Below are 19375 nucleotides of genomic sequence, written 5' to 3' on the forward strand. Positions count from 1 at the left end.
GTGGCCGCAAGTGCCGGTCGGGACGTGACGTCAGAATGTATCACCGGGCAGAATCCTTATGGACGTAAAACGACTCCTACTCGTCATCCCGCTCGCGGTACTCGCCTATCTACTGGTCATTCAGTGGAATGCGGATTATGGGCAAAACAGCGTCGAACAGCGCGCACCTGAAAGCGTTACCCAGGATACGTCCGATAGTGACGCCGGCAGTGAAGGCCTCTCGGTTCCCGCTTCCAATAACAGCGGGAACAATGCCTCATCGCAAGAGGCCGCCGACATGCCTGGCGCGGATGGGCAAACCGACGCGAGCGGCTTGATCGAGGTACGCACCGATACGCTGGACCTTCGCATCGACCCCCGCGGAGGCGATGTCGTCTACGCGGCGCTACCCAAGCACCATGAGTCCTTGAATAGCGACCAACCCTTCGTTCTCCTCAGCGATAACAACGTGCGCAGTTACGTTGCCAAGTCGGGGCTGCAATTGAAGGACCATGACGGACGCATCGACTTCTCTTCCGCACAAACGCAATATTCGCTGGGTGATGATCAAGACAGCCTAAGTGTCGACCTCAAGGCCGAGGTCAACGGCGTGGACGTCATCAAGCGTTTCACCTTCGATCGCGACAGTTACGCGGTCAATGTCGAGTATCGACTCGATAACCAGAGCGAAACGCCTGTCTCCGCACGCTTCGTCGGCCAGCTTGCTCGCGACAATAGCGCCGATCCCAGTCAGGGCGGCGGCCCGATGAGCATGAAGTCGTTCCTCGGCGCGACCTTCTCAACGCAGGAAAGCAATTACGAGAAGATCGACTTCGATGACATTCGTGAAGGCGACTTCAAGAACGTCGAGTCCGAGGGCGGTTGGGTCGCGATGATCCAGCACTATTTCACCTCGGCGTGGGTCCCGGTGCAGGAGCAGGAGAATCTTTATTACGCCAATATCGATTCCCGTGATCGCAACGTGGCCGCGTTTGCCGGTCCTTCCCAGCAGCTTGCGCCCGGCGAGGAGACGACACTGGCCGCGACGCTCTACATGGGCCCCAAGATTCAGGACCGCCTGGAGACCATCGCGCCGCACCTGGAACTGACCGTCGACTTCGGTTGGTTGTGGTTCATCGCCAATCCGCTGTTCTGGCTGCTGGCGAAGATTCATAGCCTGATCGGCAACTGGGGTTGGTCGATCGTGCTGCTCACGGTCGTCGTGAAGCTCGTGCTCTTCCCGCTCTCCGCCAAGGCCTACAAGTCGATGGCGAAGATGCGCAAGATGGGCCCGGAGATGAAGCGCATCAAGGAGCAGTACGGCGACGACCGACAGAAGATGTCGCAGGAGATGATGAAGTTCTACCAGAAGGAGAAGATCAATCCTCTGGGGGGCTGTCTGCCCATCGTCGTGCAGATGCCGGTCTTCATCGCCTTGTACTGGATGTTGCTGGAATCCGTGGAGTTGCGTCATGCGCCCTTCATGCTGTGGATACAGGACCTCTCGGCTCAGGATCCCTACTTCATCCTGCCGATCATCATGGGCGCCTCGATGTTCGTTCAGCAGTTGCTGAACCCCACACCGCCGGATCCCATGCAGGCCAAGATCATGAAGATGCTACCGGTGGTCTTCACGTTCTTCTTCCTGTGGTTCCCGGCCGGCCTGGTGATCTACTGGATCTGCAACAACGTCATTTCGATCCTTCAGCAGTGGGTTATCACGCGCAAGATCGAAAATGACGGCGATACGGAAAAAGCCAGTAAAGCCAAGAGTTGACGGCCCTTTCCGTGTACCGCCCGATCAGACCCCCGCCTTGGCGGGGGTCTGGCGTTTTGGGCCTGCCACCGGGACAATACCGGCAACGAGTCGGAGAACGACATGACTGCCACGCCTCTCTATCGCCAGGACACCATCGCCGCCATCGCCACGCCTCCCGGACGTGGCGGGGTCGGCATCGTACGCATCTCAGGGCCCGCCAGCCGCGCCCTGGCCGAGGGTATCCTCGGCCATTGCCCGGCACCGCGTTATGCGTATTACGGCCCTTTCCGCAACGCCAATGGCGATGTCATCGATGAAGGGATCGCGCTCTTCTTCCCCGGTCCCCACTCCTTTACCGGTGAGGATGTTCTCGAGCTGCAAGGGCACGGCGGGCCGGTGATCATGGATCTGCTCCTCGAACGCTGTGTCACCCTGGGCGCTCGCCTGGCGCGTCCCGGCGAGTTCTCCGAACGCGCCTTCCTCAACGACAAGCTCGATCTGGCCCAAGCCGAGGCCATCGCCGACTTGATCGATGCCAGCTCCCGCGCCGCCGCCGAGAACGCCCTGCGTTCGCTGCAGGGCGAGTTCTCGACCCGCGTCGCGGCCCTCGTCGACAAGCTGATCGAGCTGCGCATGTTCGTCGAAGCCGCCATCGACTTTCCCGAGGAGGAAATCGACTTCCTCGCCGACGGTAAGGTGGCGGCGATGCTCGACGACGTGCACACCATGCTCGGCGAGGTGCGCGCCGCCGCCGGCCAGGGGGCGCTAATGCGCGAAGGCATGAACGTGGTCATCGCCGGACGCCCCAACGCCGGCAAGTCGAGCCTGCTCAACGCGCTGACCGAACGCGACAGCGCCATCGTCACCGACATCGAAGGCACTACCCGCGACGTACTGCGCGAATACATCCATCTGGATGGCATGCCGCTGCACATCATCGACACCGCCGGGTTGCGCGACACACCGGATGCCATCGAGAAAATCGGCGTCGCCCGCGCCTGGGAAGAAATCGAGAAAGCCGACCGTGTGCTGCTGTTGGTCGATGCGGCGACCACGACACAGACCGACCCTATGGAACTCTGGCCGGAATTCGTCGCACGCCTCCCCCACCCCGAGCGTCTGACGCTGGTACGTAACAAGATCGATGAAAGCGGCGAAGCTGCCGTGAGTGATTTATCCACAACTCCACCGCTGGTGCGCATGTCCGCCATTACCGGAGAGGGTGTGGATAACTTGAAGGATCATCTCAAGACGGTGATGGGCTTCGATGCCACCACCGAAGGCCGTTTCTCAGCGCGCCGGCGCCATCTCGACGCCCTCGACCGCGCCGGTCAGGCGCTCGACAACGGCATCGCCCAGCTACAGGGGCACGGCGCCGGTGAACTCCTTGCCGAGGATCTGCGCGAAGCACAGCACGCGCTCTCCGAAATCACCGGCGAATTCACTGCAGACGACCTACTCGGTGAGATCTTCGGCAGCTTCTGCATCGGCAAGTAAGACGGTCGGTCAGTGAAACTGAGAATAAGCATCCCCGCGTCCTTCCACGGGCTTTATCGCCTACCGGTAAGCACTTTTCCTGCTAATTTCCTTGCCCCTCGCCAGGGGCAGGCGTAATCTATAGATAACAACGAATCTCATTCTCTTTCGAGATCGCGTCCTCTTACCCCGCTTCACCAGGACTCCAACATGCTTGTCCCCTTTCTCATCATGCTACGCGAGGGGCTCGAGGCCGCCCTGATCGTCGGCATCATCGCCAGTTACCTTCGCCAGACCGGGCGTGGCGCCTGGATGCCTGCCGTATGGATCGGCGTCTTCCTTGCCGTCGCACTGGCCCTGGGCATCGGCGCAGGCCTGCAGTTCGCCAGCGCCGAGTTCCCCCAGCGTCAGCAGGAGCTGTTCGAGGCCCTCGTCGGATTGATCGCCGTGGGTGTGTTGACCTGGATGGTGTTCTGGATGCGTCGCGCCACCCGTGGCGTACGCCGCTCGCTGACCGGCGCACTCGACGACGCCTTCGAAAGCGGTCGTCGTCAGACCCTGGCATTGATCGGCATGGTGTTTCTCGCGGTGGCTCGCGAGGGGCTGGAATCGGTGTTCTTCCTGCTCGCGGTATTCCAGCAGAGCACCGACCAGGCCGCACCCTTGGGCGCATTGTTGGGTATCCTCGCCGCAATCGTCGTGGGCCTGGCCCTCTATCGCGGCAGCCTGCGCTTCAATCTTGCGCATTTCTTCCGCCTGACCGGACTCTTCATCCTGCTGGTGGCCGCCGGCCTGCTCGCCGGCTCGGTGCGTGCCCTGCATGAAGCCGGCACCTGGAACCATGCCCAGCAGGTTCTCTTCAACCTCAGCGACCTATTGCCGCTGGACTCGCCTCTTGGCGCCGTGTTCGCCGGTGTGCTCGGCTATCAGCCCGCCCCGACCATGAGCGAGGCGGTGGTATATGTCGGCTATCTGCTGACAACGCTACTGCTGTTCTTGCGTCCCGCTGGCAACGCGCGGTCGGCCGCCGCACACGCTAACGCTCACTGATCGGAGAGAGTCCATGCCCCCATCTTCCCCTCCCTCCGCACGGCTACTCAAGATCGGCGTATTGGCATCGGCCGTGCTGATGCTCGCCGCCTTGGGTCTGTTCGCACTATCGTTGAATGGGCGCAATCATGACGATGGAGACGTGCGACTCGTGGTCACCGCCCAGGGCTGCGAGCCTCGTGAACTCAGCGTGCCCGCCGGCGAGACGCGTTTCAGCATCGTCAACGACTCCCAGCGGGCCATCGAATGGGAAATTCTCGATGGTGTGATGGTGCTCGAGGAGCGCGAGAATATCGCCCCCGACCTGCACCAGCCGCTGACCGCCACCCTGGCGGCGGGCGACTATGCCATGACCTGCGGGCTTTTGAGCAATCCTCACGGGACATTGCACGTCACGGCCAACGACGCTGCACCTTCAATCGCCTTGTCGCGGCAGGACTTCATCGCCCCACTGGCCGAATACAAGGTCTACCTGACCCTGCAGACTCGTCGCTTGGTCGAAGCCGCCGAGGCCTTGCACCAGTCCATTGCCGCCGGTGAGCTCGACGCGGCACGCACGGCCTACTGCGAGGCGCGGCTCATCGACCAACGCCTAGCGATGGCCACCGGGCTCTACAGCGATCTCGACGAACGCCTCAATGCCCGCGCCGATTACTTCGCCGAGCGCGAGCAGGATCCGCAATTCGTCGGCTTTCACCGCCTGGCGCGGGGATTGTTCGACGCAGGGAGCACCGGCGGCCTGACCCCGATCGCCGCACAACTGCTCGAGGACGCTCGGACACTCGGCGAACGCCTCAGACATCAGTCGATTCCTCCGGCGCAACTGGCCAACGGCAGCGCCCGGGTCCTCAAGGCATGGCACGCTCACGCCATCGACAGCAAGACACTGAACGCACAAGAACTACTCGATCTGCAGGGCCTGACCGCAGGCGCCGAGAAGATCGTCACGCTACTCGCGCCGCTACTCGAGCGTCAGGCACCGGACGCCCTGGAAGGCCTGCAAGCCCAGCTCGCCAGACTCCAGCAGGACTTGCCGGAGCAGAGCAATACCGTGTCGGGAGCCAAGGGCAGCAGCGATATCGACCGCGATGCCCTGCTTGCCGACACCCAGGCCCTGGCCGACACCCTGGATAGCCTCGACCGCACGTTGGCCCTGAATGGCTGATCAGCCTCCATCTTGGCATCATCACGGTTTACCGACATGAGTGATCAATCCGACAACACCTCACGCTGCCCCTTCACGCTGGATCGCCGTCGCTTTCTGCAAGGGCTGGGGGCGGCCGGTGCCGCCGCCGGATTGGGCGGTTCGGCCTGGGCCGAATCGCGCACCGATGCCACCAGTGCCCACGACGTCACCGGCGCACCGGTGAGTACTACCACCCAGCAGTCCCATCCCTTTCACGGCCATCACCAGCAGGGTATTCTCACCCCGCGTCCGGCAACCGGCATGGTGGTTGTCTGCGACGTGCTGGCCCATGACCGTGCCGGACTGGTGCAGCTGTTGCGCACCCTCACCGAACGTATCGCCTTTCTTACACGTGGCGGTAGCTATTCCAAGCGCGATCCAAGTTATCCACCGGCGGATTCCGGCATCCTCGGACCGATCATCGCCCCGGACGCGCTGACCATCACCGTCTCGCTGGGTGCCTCGCTGTTCGATGAGCGCTTCGGCCTGGCCGGCGCCAAGCCAAAGCATCTGCAACGCATGACGGGCTTCCCCAACGACGCCCTGGAGCCGGCACGTTGCCACGGCGACCTTTCGCTGCAGATCTGCGCCAACACCCACGATACGACCATTCACGCCCTGCGCGACATCATCAAGCACACGCCCGGCTTTCTCATGGTGCGCTGGAAACAGGAAGGCACGGTGCCGGTAGTGCCTCCCAGCCACGGCACCCCCGCGCCCAGCGCGCGCAATTATCTAGGCTTTCGCGACGGCACCGCCAACCCGAACACCGACGACGAGACGCTGATGAATGCCTTGGTGTGGACCGGCGCCGATCCCGACGAACCCGATTGGGCCCACGGCGGCAGCTATCAGGTAGTACGCATCATCCGCAACTTCGTCGAACGCTGGGATCGCGCGCAACTGGCCGAGCAGGAGGCGATCTTCGGTCGACACAAGGACAGCGGCGCGCCCCTGTCCGGCGGCAGCGAATACGATGAGCCCGACTACGCCAATGACGTGGATGGCAAGATCACCCCGCTGGACGCACATATTCGGCTGGCCAATCCGCGTACCCCAGGCTTCGAGAAGCACCGTATCCTGCGTCGGCCGTTCAACTATTCCAACGGCGTCGAAGCCAATGGCCAGCTCGACATGGGGCTGTTGTTCATCGTCTACCAGGCCGATCTCGAGGCCGGTTTCATCACCGTTCAGAAGCGCCTCAACGGCGAGCCACTGGAGGAGTACATCAAGCCGGTGGGTGGCGGATACTTCTTCACACTTCCGGGCGCCGTCGATGAACGCGACTTTCTCGGTCGCTCCCTGCTGGAAGCGACCGATGTTTGATCACAACGACAGGCGCACCAAGGCGCCGATCTCCATGACCGAACTGGCCTCACGAACGATTCGATCCCCCATCAAGGAGTCATCGCATGTCACCTCGCTCACTGTTGTTTGCTGCTAGCGCCTTCGGCCTCATGTCCCTGCAGACCCCAGCCCAGGCAGACGTCAATCCCGAGGCACTGGTCGAGCCAGTAGCCGAGTACAAGCTGTACGTGCTCGATAATCTCGATCAGTTCGTCAGTCATACCGAGAAATTCACCCAGGCCATCGAAGCTGGCGATCTGGAACGCGCCCAAGTGCTCTACGCCCCGACGCGGGTCTACTATGAACGCATTGAACCAATCGCCGAGCTGTTCGCCGATCTTGATGCCAGCATCGACGCCCGCGAGGATGACTACGAAAACGGCGTCGAGGATCCCGACTTTACCGGCTTCCATCGTCTCGAATATGGCCTCTTCAAGGAGCAAACCACTCAAGGGTTCGTTCCTTACGCCAAACGGTTGATGACGGACGTCAACGATCTCGAGTCACGAGTGCGGGATCTCACCTTCCCGCCCGCGCAGGTCGTCGGCGGCGCCGCCGCGCTGATGGAAGAGGTCGCCGCGACTAAGGTCAGCGGTGAGGAAGATCGCTATAGCCATACCGACCTATGGGACTTCCAGGGCAATGTCGACGGCTCGCAGAAGATCTTCGAACTGTTCAAGCCACTGGTCGCAGAGGAAGACCCGGCCTTCGTCGACCGTGTCGAGAAAAACTTCGCCGAGGTTGAGGACACGCTCGCCCACTACCGGCGCGAGGCCGACAATCCCGAGGCCGGTTTCGTCAGCTACGAAAAGGTCAGTCAGACGGACCGGCGCGCCTTCGTCGGGCCGGTGACCGTGCTCGCCGAGGATCTGGCGACCCTGCGCGGCAAGCTAGGGCTATAGTCACGTAACGGCGCCGGCCGTCAGCCGGTGCCGCCTGCCAGACTCACTCCGGCACCCACCACTGTGATGAATGCGTCGCGTCGTCTCCCAGACACCGTACAACGCGCGCCAGGCTGTCCTCGAGTTGCGTATCCACGCCCCAGGGCGGGTTGAAGATCAACATGCCGCTACCGTACATGCCATGCATGGCATCGCCGGGCGGGTGCAATTGCAGCTCACTGCGCCAGACCTTGCGCACCCCGCTACGCCGGACGGCCTCGAGCAAGTCGTGATGGCGACCGCTGGGCAATAACGGATACCAGATCAAGACGATAGCGTGACGCACTTTGGCGGCTACGGCCTGCAACGTCGTCGCGACGTCGGTGTATTCCTGCTTGAGCTCGTAACTGGGATCGATGAGCACACAAAGGCGCGGCGTCGCCGGCGGTAAGGAAGCGCGTAGACCGGCCAACCCGTCCGCGTGGTGGCATCGTACCTGATCGGGCAACGCTTGCGCCTCGAGGTGGCTCGCCTCCCCCGGGTGAAGCTCGTACAGATCGAGCCGATCCTGAGCCCGGCATGCCTGAGACAACCACCAGGGCGAGCCCGGATAGTGGCTGAGCCGGGACGACGCCTGGACTGCGCCAAGATGCTCGCACCATGGGCCCAGCAGCGGGTCGTCGGCGAAGCGCTCGCGCGCTGCCCAGACACTCGCCACGCCGTGGCGATACTCCTTGAGACGCTGCGTTTCCTCGGCATCGAGCGAGTACAGTCCGCGCCCGGCATGCGTATCCACATATGTAACGGGCGAGGGCTTACGTAATAGATGGCGCAGAACGGCAAACACGGCGAGATGCTTGTGAACGTCGGCGAAATTGCCGGCGTGGTAGGCGTGCTGATAGGCGAGCATGAAGGGGGTTCCGAAACGACGTGAAGCGCGGAGTGAGCCCACGTCAGGGGCGCTGATGAGCTTGGCAGGCCAGGCCGGCGCGAACCGGCCTGACGCGACGCCGTAATCGCTTAGCTCTGCTCGGTGACCGGTGTCAACGTGATTTCGACACGCCGATTCTGGGCGCGGCCGTTTTCTGTATCGTTGCTGGCAACGGGCTGACTTTCGCCGTGGCCGACGGTAGCGATACGATTGCCGGCGATGCCGCCCTGGCCGAGATAATCGGCCACGGACTGCGCACGACGCTCCGAGAGACGCTGGTTGTAATCCGCGCTGCCGGTACTGTCGGTGTAGCCAGCGACATTGATGCGCGTCTTGGGATATTCACGCATGACGGCGGTGGCATCGTTGAGTGCCTGGCGCGCGGGCGTCTGCAGATCGCTGGAGTCGACCGCAAAGGTCACGCTGCTGGGCATGTTGAGGACGATGTTGTCGCCTTGACGGTCGACCCCGATACCGGTGCCGTCGAGATCCTTGCGCAGCTTTTCTTCCTGGGCATCCATGTAGGCGCCCACGCCGCCGCCAATGGCGGCGCCGGCAGCCCCGCCGATCAATGCACGATCACGGGTGCTGCTGCCGCCGTCCCCGGTCAGCGCCCCGGCAATTGCGCCCACGGCAGCGCCGATACCCGCGCCGCCGAAGGTCTTGCCGTGGTCACTCTGCTGTTGGCCGCCGGTTTGCGCATCGTTGCTTGCACAACCCGTTACACCAATCGCCAGCGCCAGCGGAATCGCCATCCATATCGAGCGTTGCATGCGTCCTTTCTCCTTAGCTTTAAAATGCGTTTCGAAAAACGTTCTAGCGTTCCTGCCATCGAAACGTGTGTCACTGCTCATCGCAAAGCGCAAGCAGATCGTTCAAGAATAACAGCCCATGAGGCGATGCCTGTAGGCGTTGCGCCGGATCGCGCAGCAATCCCTTGGCTCGGGCCTCTTCCAGTCGGGCATCGAGCAGTGTATCAGGCTGGCCGCTTCTCTCGCGCCAATAATATCGCGGAACGCCCTCGGTGAGACGCAGGGCATTCATCAAGAACTCCAGCGGCAGCTCCTGCGTCTCGAGGGCGCGACGTCCGGCGACGAAGCCACGCGGATCTTGCGCGCGCCGCAGATAGGCTTCCGGTTGACGCACCTTCCAGCGGCGTTCGATGGCCAGAGCGCCATCCGTTTGCCAAGCACTCAACTTACCGTGTGCCCCAGCCCCGATGCCGAGATAATCGCCGAACGTCCAGTAGTTGAGATTGTGGCGCGCCTGGCGATCGGGGCGCGTGTAGGCGGAAATCTCGTAGCGGTGATAACCCGCAGCCTCGAGCCGCGCGTGCCCAGCCTCCTGGATATCGCAGAGGACATCTTCATCGGGCAAGCGCGGAGGCTGTGAGTAGAACTCGGTATTGGGCTCGAGCGTGAGCTGGTACCAGGAGATATGCTCGGGCGCCAATGCCAGCGCCTGCTCGATATCCGCCAGGGCATCTTCCACGCCCTGCTCGGGAAGGCCATGCATCAGATCGAGATTGATGTTGTCGAACCCCGCCGCGCGCGCGTTACGTAGCGCCTGGGCGGCTTCGTCACCGTCATGAATGCGCCCCAGTCGCTCGAGTTGGAGGGACTGGAAACTCTGCACCCCCAACGACAGGCGATTGATGCCAGCCTCGCGATACGCCGCAAAGCGGTCGTGTTCTACCGCGCCGGGATTGGCTTCCAAGGTTATTTCGATATCCGAAGCAAACGGCAAGCGTGCCTCTATCGCCTGCAACAGACGCCGATACGCCGCGCCACTCAGCAGGCTGGGCGTGCCACCGCCGATGAAAATGCTCACCAGTTCGCGGCCGCTAGCCAACGCCAACTCCGCGTCCAGATCGTCGAGCAAGGCGTCGACATAAGCGCGTTCGGGAAGCGTTCGGTCATGGCCCACGCCATGCGAATTGAAATCGCAATACGGGCATTTGCGCACGCACCAGGGCACGTGCACATAGAGCGACAAGGGCGGTAGAGTCGTCATGAGTTGGCGGACAATTGGGCGAGCAGCGCGTTCATGGCACGGCCCCGATGGCTGAGCCGGTTCTTGTCCTCGGCAGACAGTTCGGCGGCGCTCATGCCGCGTTCCGGCACCCAGAAGAGCGAATCGTAGCCGAAACCGCCTTCGCCCCGTGGATGCGCCAAGACTTCCCCTTCCCAGGCGCACTGTACGATATGCGGCACCGGGTCCTCGGCGTGACGCAAGTACACCAGTACGCACCAAAACCGCGCGGTACGCTGTCCTTCCGGCACTGCGTCGAGCGCTTCCAGGAGCTTGCGATTGTTGGCGGCATCATCCTTGGGCTCGCCCGCGAAACGCGCCGAGTAAATTCCCGGGGCGCCATGCAAGGCGTCGACATCCAGCCCCGAATCATCGGCGAGAGCGGGACATCCGCTGACCCGCGAGGCTTCGCGAGCCTTGAGCAGGGCGTTCTCGACGAACGTCAGGCCGGTTTCCTCGACTTCGGTCACGGCGAAGTCGTGCTGGGGGCGCACCTCGAGGCCCAAGGGGCTCAGCAAGTGCTGGAATTCACGCAACTTGCCGGCATTGCCGCTGGCCAGTACCAGGGTCTTTCGATCCGCCATCATGCTTCCTCCTTATCGCTCGGCCACTCATTCTACGGGCCGCTCCATGGTCGGGAAACCACTCTGACCATTAATTAATATATGTTTTAAAACAATACGTTAACGTCGTAAATGACATTTCTCATACTTTTTAGCCACTATTTGGCTAATATAAATTAGCGGCATGACTGAAATTTCTCTTACCCCCTCCGCATCGTACTCATCAAGAGGCCTGCGAGCCTCACCCAACCAATTGATGCAACGCTATAATTAATGAAAGTTATAAAAAGAAAAGACTATATTCTTTTAAGTTTTAAGTTGCCGGGGTTACTGTCTATTTACAAAAGACGTATCTCGGATAAGGCTTGAAGGCAATTCGGCATGAAACCGGCCATGAGAAAGTCGGGACATGCCAATGATGTCTCACACAACACCGGGATGAAACGCATGAGCATGGAAAATACAAGGGTTCTGATGGTCACTGACTGCAATCCGCAGTCACAACTATTCATCGATTACATTCGCCAGCAGCTCGATTGCCAGGTCTCGGCGCTGAGCACCCAGGAAAGCTTCGAGCCGCCCACGAATTGCAAGGTCGTGGTATTGCTGGATGCCGACCATGTCGACGAAAACTGCATGCATCTGTGGAACAGCCGCGCCAGCGAAAGCCCGGAGATGATCCTCGCGGCCTTCAATCTGCGTGACGATGAGCATGCGGCGGAACTTCTGATCAGCCTACATTTGCAGGGCGTCTTTTACCGCCAGGACAATCTGCTGCTGATCTGCAAGGGCATCGCCAAGCTGCTCGAAGGCGATCTGTGGATGTCGCGCAACCTGATGACACGCCTGATCGACTTCTATCGTCGCCAACAGCTCAACGCGTATCGTCCGGTATGCGGGTTGACCCATCGCGAACTGGAAATCATCGGCCTGCTGGGTACCGGCGCTTCCAACACCGAAATCGCCGATCAACTTTTCGTCAGCGAGCATACCGTCAAGTCGCATCTCTATAATATCTTCCGCAAGATCAAGGTACACAACCGTATTCAGGCCATGAACTGGGCGCGTCAGAATCTTGGTGCGCCACCCATGGTTTCATTGCGCAGCACTCGCAAGGCGCGCATGTCATGACCTCGGCGGCACCGAAAAAAGCGCCGCTCCCAAAGGAGCGGCGCAATATCACGAGACTCACATCACCCACACGCCATGCGGCAATGTGACGACCCTAACCACCCCTTTAGCATAAAGGGGGCGCATGACAGGCCCATGACGCCGCCGCGACATGACGATGACGGCGCCTCAATTGAGTTGGATACGCTCCTGAATCATCGACACCAGGGTACGATTGGCATCCGGTGCCGTGGTATCGAGATGGACCAGGTGGCTCAGTTCATCGTCGGCGAAGGGTTCGAAGCGTGCCAGCTGGCGCTCGAGTACCTCGAGCCCCGCCTCGGAGGGGTCTCCACCGCGCTGGGCACGTCTCTCGATGCGCGCTCGCAGGGTCGCTTCATCCGCTTCGAAACTCACCAGTAGCACCGGCAGTCCGCGACGTTCGGCCTCGAAGCACAGTTGCGTGCGCTGAGCACGCGTCAGACAGGTGGCATCGACACAGGCCGGCAGCCCTGACTCCAGCAGGATCCCCGCCAGTTCGGCAAGGCGATCATAGGTACGCGCAGTCGCCTGGGTCGTATAGATATCGGCGCCGTCGGCGGTACTCGCCTGGGCCTCGAAGCCGTAAAGCCGTTTGCGTTCAATATCGGAGCGCACCCGCACACCGCCTAGCCGCTGCACCATCTCGCCGGTGAAACGGCTCTTACCGCTGCCCGAGACGCCCACGCCGACGATCAGATACGGGAAGCGAAACTCGCTGTAACGCTCTGCCAGGGCAATGTAATGCTGGTACTTCGCATACGCCTCCTGGCGCTCGTCAGGCGTCAATTGCGGTTGCTGGTAATGCAGCATCGCCACCTTGGCCCGCACCAGCGCCCGATAAAGCTTGTAATAGGCAAGCAGGCGCACCAGCTCGTAATCGCCAGAGAGCTCCAGGTAGCGATTGAGCACATGGTTGGCGAAGGCCTGTTCGCCGCGCGCCTCGAGATCCATCAGCAAAAATGCCAGCTCGCAGCCGACATCGTTCCAGCGCAGTTCGGCGTTGAACTCCAGACCGTCGAAGAGCAGCGCGCGGCCTTCGAAATGCACCGCATTGCCGAGGTGAATATCGCCATGGGTCTCGCGCACATAGCCTTCACGCCAGCGCCGCTCGAACTCGTGCTCGAGCCGCGCGAAACTGTCCAGGCTCCAGGTCTCGAGCCGCGAGAGACGTTCACGTGCCTGGGGATCGTCGAGCCGCGCCTCGATCAAGCGAAACTCGCGGTCCAACGTGCGACGCACGGTGTCCGGCGAGCCCAGCGGACTATCGCCGCTGATCCGCGGCGCGTCTTCGTGAAATGCCACCAGTTGATCGACAAGGTCGTCGAGCAGCTCCACCGAGAGCTCGCCGCTGACCTGCAAGGTGCTGAACAGGTGACGGTTGCTGAACTGACGCATCTTGACGGCATATTCGAACGGCGTGCCACTGCCATCCAACCGCGGTGCCTCAGGCGTCCCGCTGATGGGCACTGTCTCAAGATACAGCGCCGGGGCGAGACGTCGGTTGAGGCGTACCTCCTGCTCGCAGAGCCGACGCCGCTTTTCGAGGGTGGAAAAGTCCAGAAAGCTGCCGAAATCCAGCGGCTTCTTGATCTTGTAGGCATAATCGCCGGTGAGAATGACCCAGGAAATATGGGTCTCGAACACCTCGACCTCGCCGACCGAGTGTCCGAATGCCTGGCCTTGGCGCAATGCCTCGATCAATACCTGGCTCACTGAGCGTTCTCCCGCATCCTGTCGTTGCATCGCATCGTTCACTCGCCGCGTCAGGCCTGACCGAGGGTCGCCAGTACCCGTTCGGCAGCGTCCAGGGTGGTCTGGATATCGGCCGCCGTGTGCGCACTCGACATGAAGCCTGCCTCGAACGGCGAAGGTGCCAGATACACACCCTCCTCGAGCATGCCCAGGAAGAAGCGCCGGAAGGTATCGGCATCGCAGGCAGTGGCCTGGGCGAAGTTATCGACGCGCCGCTGGGCGGTGAAGAAGACCCCGAACATGCCGCCTGCGCGCTGGGTGATCAAATCCACGCCGGCTGCCTCCGCACGGGCTTCCAGACCATCACACAGCGTCGCCACGCGTTCACCGAGCGCGTCGTGGAAGCCCGGTTCGCGAATCTTCTCGAGCAGCGCGATCCCCGCCGCCATGGCCAGAGGATTGCCAGCCAGCGTGCCCGCTTGGTAGATCGGTCCCAAAGGCGAGACTTGCTCCATCAGCTCACGCGCCCCGCCGAAGGCGCCGACCGGCATGCCGCCACCGACGATCTTGCCCAGGCACGTCAGGTCCGGCGTCACACCGAAATGTGCCTGGGCACCGCCCAGCGCGACGCGAAAACCGGTCATTACCTCATCGAAGATCAGCACGCTGCCATGGGCATCGCACACTTCGCGCAAGCCCTTGAGAAACTCGGGCTGCGGCGGAATGCAGTTCATATTGCCCGCCACCGGCTCGACGATGATGCCGGCGATCTCGTCCCCCAGACGCGCGAAGCAGTCGCGCACGGCGTCGAGATCGTTATAGGGCAGCGTCACGGTATGCTCGGCGAGGGACGCCGGCACGCCGGGTGAACTGGGTTCACCGTGCGTCAGCGCGCCGGAACCGGCCTTGACCAGCAGCGAGTCGGAATGGCCGTGGTAATTGCCCTCGAACTTGACGATCTTGTCGCGTCCGGTATGGCCACGTGCCAGACGAATCGCCGACATGGTGGCCTCGGTGCCCGAGTTGACCATGCGTACCATGTCGATGGACGGCATGATCTCGCAGATCAGCTCCGCCATGCGCGTTTCGATGGCGGTCGGGGTGCCGAAGGACAGCCCATCGTCGAGACGCTCACGCACCGCGCCCAGCACATCGGGATCGGCATGGCCAGTGATCAACGGCCCCCAGGATCCGACATAATCGATGTAGCGTTGACCTTCGACATCGTAGAGATAGGCGCCCTGGGCGCGTTCCACGAATACGGGAGCGCGCTCCATACCCTTGAAGGCACGCACGGGTGAATTCACACCGCCGGGGATGTGACGGCAAGCCTGCTCGAAGAGTTGTGCGGACGTGGTCATGACTTCCTCTGGCTGTGTCTGGCTAGAAATGTGGATAACTCTCTGGACAGGTCGAACAACTCTCTGCTCGAGCCTGTGGATAATTTAGTGTCGTGCCGCCTCGACGAGACTCGCCTGCAATTCCTTGATGGCGATGGCGGGATCGTCGGCGCCAAAGACCGCATGCACTGTGGCCAGCAACTCCGCGCCGGCCTCGCGGGCTAGACGCATAGTGTGGACGTCGAGCCCGCCGATCGCCACACGCGGCAGGCCGAAACGCGCGGCGTCGCTGAGCAGCGTCAAGGGCGCCGCTGGCGCCTCGGGCTTGGTGCGCGAGGCGAAGAAACGCCCGAAAGCCAGATAGCTGGCGCCTTCAGCCACAGCGCGTTCCGCCAGATCGAGACGCGCATGGCAAGTCGCCCCGATGATCGCCGCGGGTCCCAGGATCTCGCGCGCAGCATCCAACGCGCCATCCTGCTGCCCCAGGTGCAGACCGACGGTGGTGCCGAAACGCGCGCCCAACTGCGCCGCCAAGGCGATATCGTCATTGACGATCAGCGGTACCCCGGCATCGTGGCAATACCCGGCCAGGGTTGCGGCCTGGCGCCAGCGCTTGTCGGCATCCGCCGACTTGTCACGGTACTGCAGCAGCGCCGGCGCCGCGCTCAAGGCGCGCTCACACGCCGCGAACAGGCATTCATCGTCCGGCAACAGCGTCGCATCGGTAATGGCGTATATGCCGCGCGTCCAGTCCGCCGTCATGTTGCCTCGCTCTCGAAGGGCGGCAAGCGCCACAGCCGATCGGGTAACGCCTGGCCGCGCCCGGGACGTTGCGCGTGCACCAGGCTATCCCAGGCCACGCGCTGGGCCTGACTGCAAGCCTCGATCAAGGATTCGCCACACGCCAGGCGCGCGGCAAGCGAAGCCGCCAGGGTACATCCCGAGCCATGATAATCGCCCGCCAGCCGTGGCCAACGCCATTGGCGACTATTGTCGGGAGTATGCAGGGTGTGGACAACCTCATCGCGCACGGATGACTCTTCTTCCCAGGCATCCGCCCCGGTGACCAGAATCGCCTGCGCGCCCAACGACATCAGCTCCACCACCCGATCCACTTCACTACCGGACGTCGCACTCAGACGTGCCAGTTCGTGACGATTGGGGGTCAGGATATCCACCAGCGGCAACAGGCGTTCGCGAAACATCGCGACGCTGTCATCGGGAGCCAACGCGCTGCCACCACCGGCACGCATCACCGGGTCGACGACCAACGGTAAATGGGGATGCGCGCGCACCACGGCGATGACCGCTTCGAGGGACGCACGATCGGCGATCAGCCCCACCTTGATGGCGCTGATCTCGATATCCGCGAACAATGCCTCGCAGGCGCTTTCGATGCTCTCGCGCGAACACGGCATGACGCGTTGCACGTCGCGCGTGGTCTGTACCGTCAGCGCCGTGGGCACGGTCAACGGCCAACCACCGCAGGCGCGGATGGCTTCGGCATCGGCGGTCAGTCCTGCCCCGCCAGTAGGATCATGCCCCGCAAGCACCAGCACCGCTGGCAATCTTGGCGTTGCCATCAAAACGGCTGGAACACGACGAGCAGGACGATAGCCAGCAACAGCACAATGGGAATGCCATTGAACGCCTTGAAGAATGCCGCGCTCTTGTGGCACTGCGTGGCCGCGAATCGCTTGAGATAGGCCAGGCACACATGATGATAGCCGATCAAAAATGCCACCAGCAGCAGCTTGACATGGAACGAGCCATTACTCATGACACTCGGCACCAGATAGACCAGCAGTCCGCCCAGAACGATTACCGCGATCATCGCCGGTAACATGATGCCCTTGTAGAGACGCCGCTCCATGAGCTGGAAGTAGCCTACCGCCTGTTCATCGCCATGATCGCGCGCCTGGGCATGATAGACGAACAATCGGGGGAGAAAGAAAAGCGCCGCAAACCAGGTCATGACGGCAACCAGGTGCAGCGATAAGATCAATTGATACATGGCGATTCCTTAATGCGAGTCCTGCATTCTTGCTGAAAAGTTCCTCGGGGCCATGCCGAGCTCATTTGTTACGGTAGTAGTTCTCGATGGCGTCGCGGGTGATGATACCCGAAATCTTGCGGATCAGCGGTGCCGTGGTGTGTTCGACGTAGAGCGCATCGACGCCATACTTGTTGAGTTGCTCGAAGGCCTCCGAGAGCGTTGCTTGCAAGGAAATGGGCGCCATATCGACACGTTGACCGGGGATTTCCAGCAGGTCGAAGCGCGGTTCGTCCTGCCATTTTTCGTCGAGCATGAGTCTTGCCAGCCCGGCGGCCTTGAGCCCCACCGGGGGTTTGTCGTTCTCGCGCGAGACCACTAGCCAGGTGGGTTTGCCGGCCAGCAGTTCCTGAGCCTGGGCCCGCGACAGCACGCGTGGTGCCCGCGCCACGCTACGCTCCATGACAGCGGGCACCGCAACCCGTGACAAGGCTTGCATCAAGGGGCGCTGCAAGGGATGCAGGCCCTGGCTATCGAGCGTGGAGATGAAAAACCCCGAGCAGTGATACCCCTGACGCTCCACCAGTACCGCAATGACCACCGCCAGCATGCCCGGCAGCAGGATGCTCGAATTGTGCGTCAACTCTAGAAGTGCCATCAACGCCGCCAGGGGCGCCTGCAGGACGGCCCCCATCATCGCGGCCATGCCCAACAGCGAGAACACCGCCGGCGACGATGCCAGCTCCGGCATCAGCGTGGCCCACAGCAGCCCGCACAACGTGCCCAGGGCCGCCCCCGCCACCAAAATCGGCCCGATGATGCTCACCGGGACCCCGAAGGCGATGGCCAGTGCTGTCAGCGCCAGCTTGCCGAACGCCACGGCGATCAGCACATCCAGCGCCGGCTGGCCGACGAGCATGCGCTCCAGCGAGTCGTAGCCCATGCCCTGGACCTGAGGATACCACCAGGCCAGTGCCGCCACCGCGACGCCCACCGCCAGGAATCGCCCCCACATGGGAAGGCGCGCCTTCCACGCCGCAGGCCTGGCAAGACGCACGAAGCCACCGGCTACCAGTCCGATCAACACGGCCGTGACCACGATCCAGGGCAGATCGAACAACGAGGCCAACTGCACGCTGGGCACCGAGAAGGCGGGCTGCGAACCGTAGACCAACTGCGAGACAACGGCGCCGGTAGTCGAGGCCAGAATGACCGGCATGAAGCCGACGATGGTGTATTCCATCATCACCACTTCCATGGCGAAGATGACACCAGCGATCGGCGTATTGAACGACGCGGAGATGCCCGCCGCAGTGCCACATCCTACCAATACGCGTAGGCTGTTGTGGGGCAGCCGCATGGTCTGGCCGATCCAGCTCGACGCCGCCGCACCGAGGTGAATGGCGGGCCCCTCGCGCCCTGCGGACAGACCACCCAACAGCGCCACGAGCCCAACCCACCACTGGGTGATCCAGTTGCGTAATGGCATCTTGCCCTGATGATAGGTCAATCGTTCGATGACATGGCCGATGCCAATCTTGCCGGCGCCCGTCGGCATGCGCCACAGCCACAGGCCGATCAACGCCACGGCGATCAACGGCAACACCACGCGAAGCGGTACTGCGAGTCGCTCGAAGGCCTCGGGATCGCCATCGGGCATGAAGGCCAACGCCCCAAACTCCAGCGCACCGCGAAACACGACCATCAGACCGCCGGTCAGAAGCCCCGAGAGAACACCCAGCACACATAACTGCGGCAACGCATCGACACTTGCCAAGCGGCGACGAAAAGCTTCCATGCTGGGCCGCTTGAGCGGTGGTCGAAACCGACGCAATGGCACACCGTATCTCCCTGGGCACTGATGATATTCACCGGAACAAGGACAGGCGGCATGGCCAAGCCCGGCGCGGCACGACATCATGACAAAAGAATGTAACGTTAAACATTACCATACACCCTAGCGTTACATGGCAGGCAGCGCTCCATATCAATACA

General features: G+C 62.0%; 17 protein-coding genes. 7 read left to right on the top strand and 10 right to left on the bottom strand.

What is annotated here, in order from left to right; translation table 11 throughout:
* The first annotated feature begins 58 nt into the window (after positions 1–58).
* The 6 genes from yidC (at position 59) to efeO (L1071_RS07815) (ending at position 7699) form a co-directional block, all read left to right on the top strand.
* A complete protein-coding gene (gene yidC, locus L1071_RS07790; RefSeq protein WP_246971576.1) occupies positions 59–1756 on the top strand; it encodes a membrane protein insertase YidC in 1698 nt (565 codons plus the stop codon).
* 102 nt (positions 1757–1858) lie between these two features.
* Positions 1859–3235, top strand: coding sequence for a tRNA uridine-5-carboxymethylaminomethyl(34) synthesis GTPase MnmE (mnmE, locus tag L1071_RS07795; protein WP_246971595.1), 1377 nt, complete (start codon positions 1859–1861; stop codon positions 3233–3235).
* A gap of 189 nt (positions 3236–3424) precedes the next feature.
* On the top strand, positions 3425–4264 hold the full coding sequence (gene efeU / locus L1071_RS07800; RefSeq protein ID WP_246971607.1) for an iron uptake transporter permease EfeU: 840 nt from the start codon (positions 3425–3427) through the stop codon (positions 4262–4264).
* Between the two features lie 13 nt (positions 4265–4277).
* Complete coding sequence (gene efeO / locus L1071_RS07805) at positions 4278–5429, top strand: iron uptake system protein EfeO (protein ID WP_246971610.1); 1152 nt, start codon at positions 4278–4280, stop codon at positions 5427–5429.
* Positions 5430–5465: 36 nt separating this feature from the next.
* The gene (gene efeB, locus L1071_RS07810; RefSeq protein WP_246971625.1) at positions 5466–6776 is read left to right on the top strand and encodes an iron uptake transporter deferrochelatase/peroxidase subunit; all 1311 of its coding nucleotides are present in this window, start codon (positions 5466–5468) and stop codon (positions 6774–6776) included.
* Between the two features lie 86 nt (positions 6777–6862).
* A complete protein-coding gene (efeO, locus tag L1071_RS07815; protein ID WP_281504486.1) occupies positions 6863–7699 on the top strand; it encodes an iron uptake system protein EfeO in 837 nt (278 codons plus the stop codon).
* Positions 7700–7742: 43 nt separating this feature from the next.
* Here the strand turns inward: efeO (L1071_RS07815) and L1071_RS07820 are convergent, their stop codons facing one another.
* The 4 genes from L1071_RS07820 to rdgB form a co-directional block, all read right to left on the bottom strand.
* Positions 7743–8588, bottom strand: coding sequence for a 23S rRNA (adenine(2030)-N(6))-methyltransferase RlmJ (locus tag L1071_RS07820; RefSeq protein WP_246971636.1), 846 nt, complete (start codon positions 8586–8588; stop codon positions 7743–7745).
* Between the two features lie 110 nt (positions 8589–8698).
* The gene (locus L1071_RS07825; protein WP_246971638.1) at positions 8699–9382 is read right to left on the bottom strand and encodes a YiaD family glycine zipper/OmpA-like lipoprotein; all 684 of its coding nucleotides are present in this window, start codon (positions 9380–9382) and stop codon (positions 8699–8701) included.
* A gap of 70 nt (positions 9383–9452) precedes the next feature.
* Positions 9453–10622, bottom strand: coding sequence for a radical SAM family heme chaperone HemW (gene hemW / locus L1071_RS07830; RefSeq protein ID WP_246971656.1), 1170 nt, complete (start codon positions 10620–10622; stop codon positions 9453–9455).
* Entirely contained in the window at positions 10619–11224 is a 606-nt protein-coding gene (gene rdgB / locus L1071_RS07835) for an RdgB/HAM1 family non-canonical purine NTP pyrophosphatase (RefSeq protein ID WP_246973090.1), read from the bottom strand. The genes hemW and rdgB overlap by 4 nt, the downstream gene beginning before the upstream one ends.
* Before the next feature lie 426 nt (positions 11225–11650).
* Here rdgB and L1071_RS07840 point away from each other — a divergent pair, with 426 nt between their 5' ends.
* Entirely contained in the window at positions 11651–12334 is a 684-nt protein-coding gene (locus L1071_RS07840) for a LuxR C-terminal-related transcriptional regulator (RefSeq protein WP_246971659.1), read from the top strand.
* A 168-nt stretch (positions 12335–12502) separates the two neighbouring features.
* Here L1071_RS07840 and L1071_RS07845 read toward each other — a convergent pair whose 3' ends face one another.
* From L1071_RS07845 to L1071_RS07870, 6 genes are all read right to left on the bottom strand, one after another.
* Positions 12503–14098 carry a bifunctional aminoglycoside phosphotransferase/ATP-binding protein gene (locus L1071_RS07845; protein ID WP_246971662.1) on the bottom strand — a complete coding sequence of 532 codons (1596 nt, stop codon included), beginning with the start codon at positions 14096–14098 and terminating at the stop codon, positions 12503–12505.
* Positions 14099–14118: 20 nt separating this feature from the next.
* A complete protein-coding gene (gene hemL, locus L1071_RS07850; protein WP_246897757.1) occupies positions 14119–15408 on the bottom strand; it encodes a glutamate-1-semialdehyde 2,1-aminomutase in 1290 nt (429 codons plus the stop codon).
* 84 nt (positions 15409–15492) lie between these two features.
* Positions 15493–16149, bottom strand: coding sequence for a thiamine phosphate synthase (gene thiE, locus L1071_RS07855; protein ID WP_246971672.1), 657 nt, complete (start codon positions 16147–16149; stop codon positions 15493–15495).
* Positions 16146–16970 carry a bifunctional hydroxymethylpyrimidine kinase/phosphomethylpyrimidine kinase gene (gene thiD / locus L1071_RS07860; RefSeq protein ID WP_246971674.1) on the bottom strand — a complete coding sequence of 275 codons (825 nt, stop codon included), beginning with the start codon at positions 16968–16970 and terminating at the stop codon, positions 16146–16148. Before thiD ends, thiE begins: the two co-directional genes overlap by 4 nt.
* The gene (locus tag L1071_RS07865) at positions 16970–17401 is read right to left on the bottom strand and encodes a CopD family protein (protein ID WP_246971676.1); all 432 of its coding nucleotides are present in this window, start codon (positions 17399–17401) and stop codon (positions 16970–16972) included. Before L1071_RS07865 ends, thiD begins: the two co-directional genes overlap by 1 nt.
* A gap of 61 nt (positions 17402–17462) precedes the next feature.
* The gene (locus tag L1071_RS07870; RefSeq protein ID WP_246971678.1) at positions 17463–19178 is read right to left on the bottom strand and encodes a chloride channel protein; all 1716 of its coding nucleotides are present in this window, start codon (positions 19176–19178) and stop codon (positions 17463–17465) included.
* Positions 19179–19375 lie beyond the last annotated feature (197 nt).

It is taken from the genome of Chromohalobacter sarecensis (genome assembly GCF_023061135.1).
Lineage (GTDB): Bacteria > Pseudomonadota > Gammaproteobacteria > Pseudomonadales > Halomonadaceae > Chromohalobacter > Chromohalobacter sarecensis.

What these genes read in the sequence shown, in the direction of transcription:
- efeB (WP_246971625.1), top strand. Translation starts at nt 5,466, where the DNA reads ATGAGTGATCAATCCGACAACACCTCACGCTGCCCCTTCACGCTGGAT.
- L1071_RS07820 (WP_246971636.1), bottom strand. Translation starts at nt 8,588, where the DNA reads ATGCTCGCCTATCAGCACGCCTACCACGCCGGCAATTTCGCCGACGTT.
- thiE (WP_246971672.1), bottom strand. Translation starts at nt 16,149, where the DNA reads ATGACGGCGGACTGGACGCGCGGCATATACGCCATTACCGATGCGACG.
- mnmE (WP_246971595.1), top strand. Translation starts at nt 1,859, where the DNA reads ATGACTGCCACGCCTCTCTATCGCCAGGACACCATCGCCGCCATCGCC.
- L1071_RS07840 (WP_246971659.1), top strand. Translation starts at nt 11,651, where the DNA reads ATGAGCATGGAAAATACAAGGGTTCTGATGGTCACTGACTGCAATCCG.
- efeU (WP_246971607.1), top strand. Translation starts at nt 3,425, where the DNA reads ATGCTTGTCCCCTTTCTCATCATGCTACGCGAGGGGCTCGAGGCCGCC.
- yidC (WP_246971576.1), top strand. Translation starts at nt 59, where the DNA reads ATGGACGTAAAACGACTCCTACTCGTCATCCCGCTCGCGGTACTCGCC.
- L1071_RS07845 (WP_246971662.1), bottom strand. Translation starts at nt 14,098, where the DNA reads ATGCAACGACAGGATGCGGGAGAACGCTCAGTGAGCCAGGTATTGATC.
- L1071_RS07865 (WP_246971676.1), bottom strand. Translation starts at nt 17,401, where the DNA reads ATGTATCAATTGATCTTATCGCTGCACCTGGTTGCCGTCATGACCTGG.
- L1071_RS07870 (WP_246971678.1), bottom strand. Translation starts at nt 19,178, where the DNA reads ATGGAAGCTTTTCGTCGCCGCTTGGCAAGTGTCGATGCGTTGCCGCAG.
- hemW (WP_246971656.1), bottom strand. Translation starts at nt 10,622, where the DNA reads ATGACGACTCTACCGCCCTTGTCGCTCTATGTGCACGTGCCCTGGTGC.
- thiD (WP_246971674.1), bottom strand. Translation starts at nt 16,970, where the DNA reads ATGGCAACGCCAAGATTGCCAGCGGTGCTGGTGCTTGCGGGGCATGAT.
- efeO (WP_281504486.1), top strand. Translation starts at nt 6,863, where the DNA reads ATGTCACCTCGCTCACTGTTGTTTGCTGCTAGCGCCTTCGGCCTCATG.
- hemL (WP_246897757.1), bottom strand. Translation starts at nt 15,408, where the DNA reads ATGACCACGTCCGCACAACTCTTCGAGCAGGCTTGCCGTCACATCCCC.
- efeO (WP_246971610.1), top strand. Translation starts at nt 4,278, where the DNA reads ATGCCCCCATCTTCCCCTCCCTCCGCACGGCTACTCAAGATCGGCGTA.
- L1071_RS07825 (WP_246971638.1), bottom strand. Translation starts at nt 9,382, where the DNA reads ATGCAACGCTCGATATGGATGGCGATTCCGCTGGCGCTGGCGATTGGT.
- rdgB (WP_246973090.1), bottom strand. Translation starts at nt 11,224, where the DNA reads ATGGCGGATCGAAAGACCCTGGTACTGGCCAGCGGCAATGCCGGCAAG.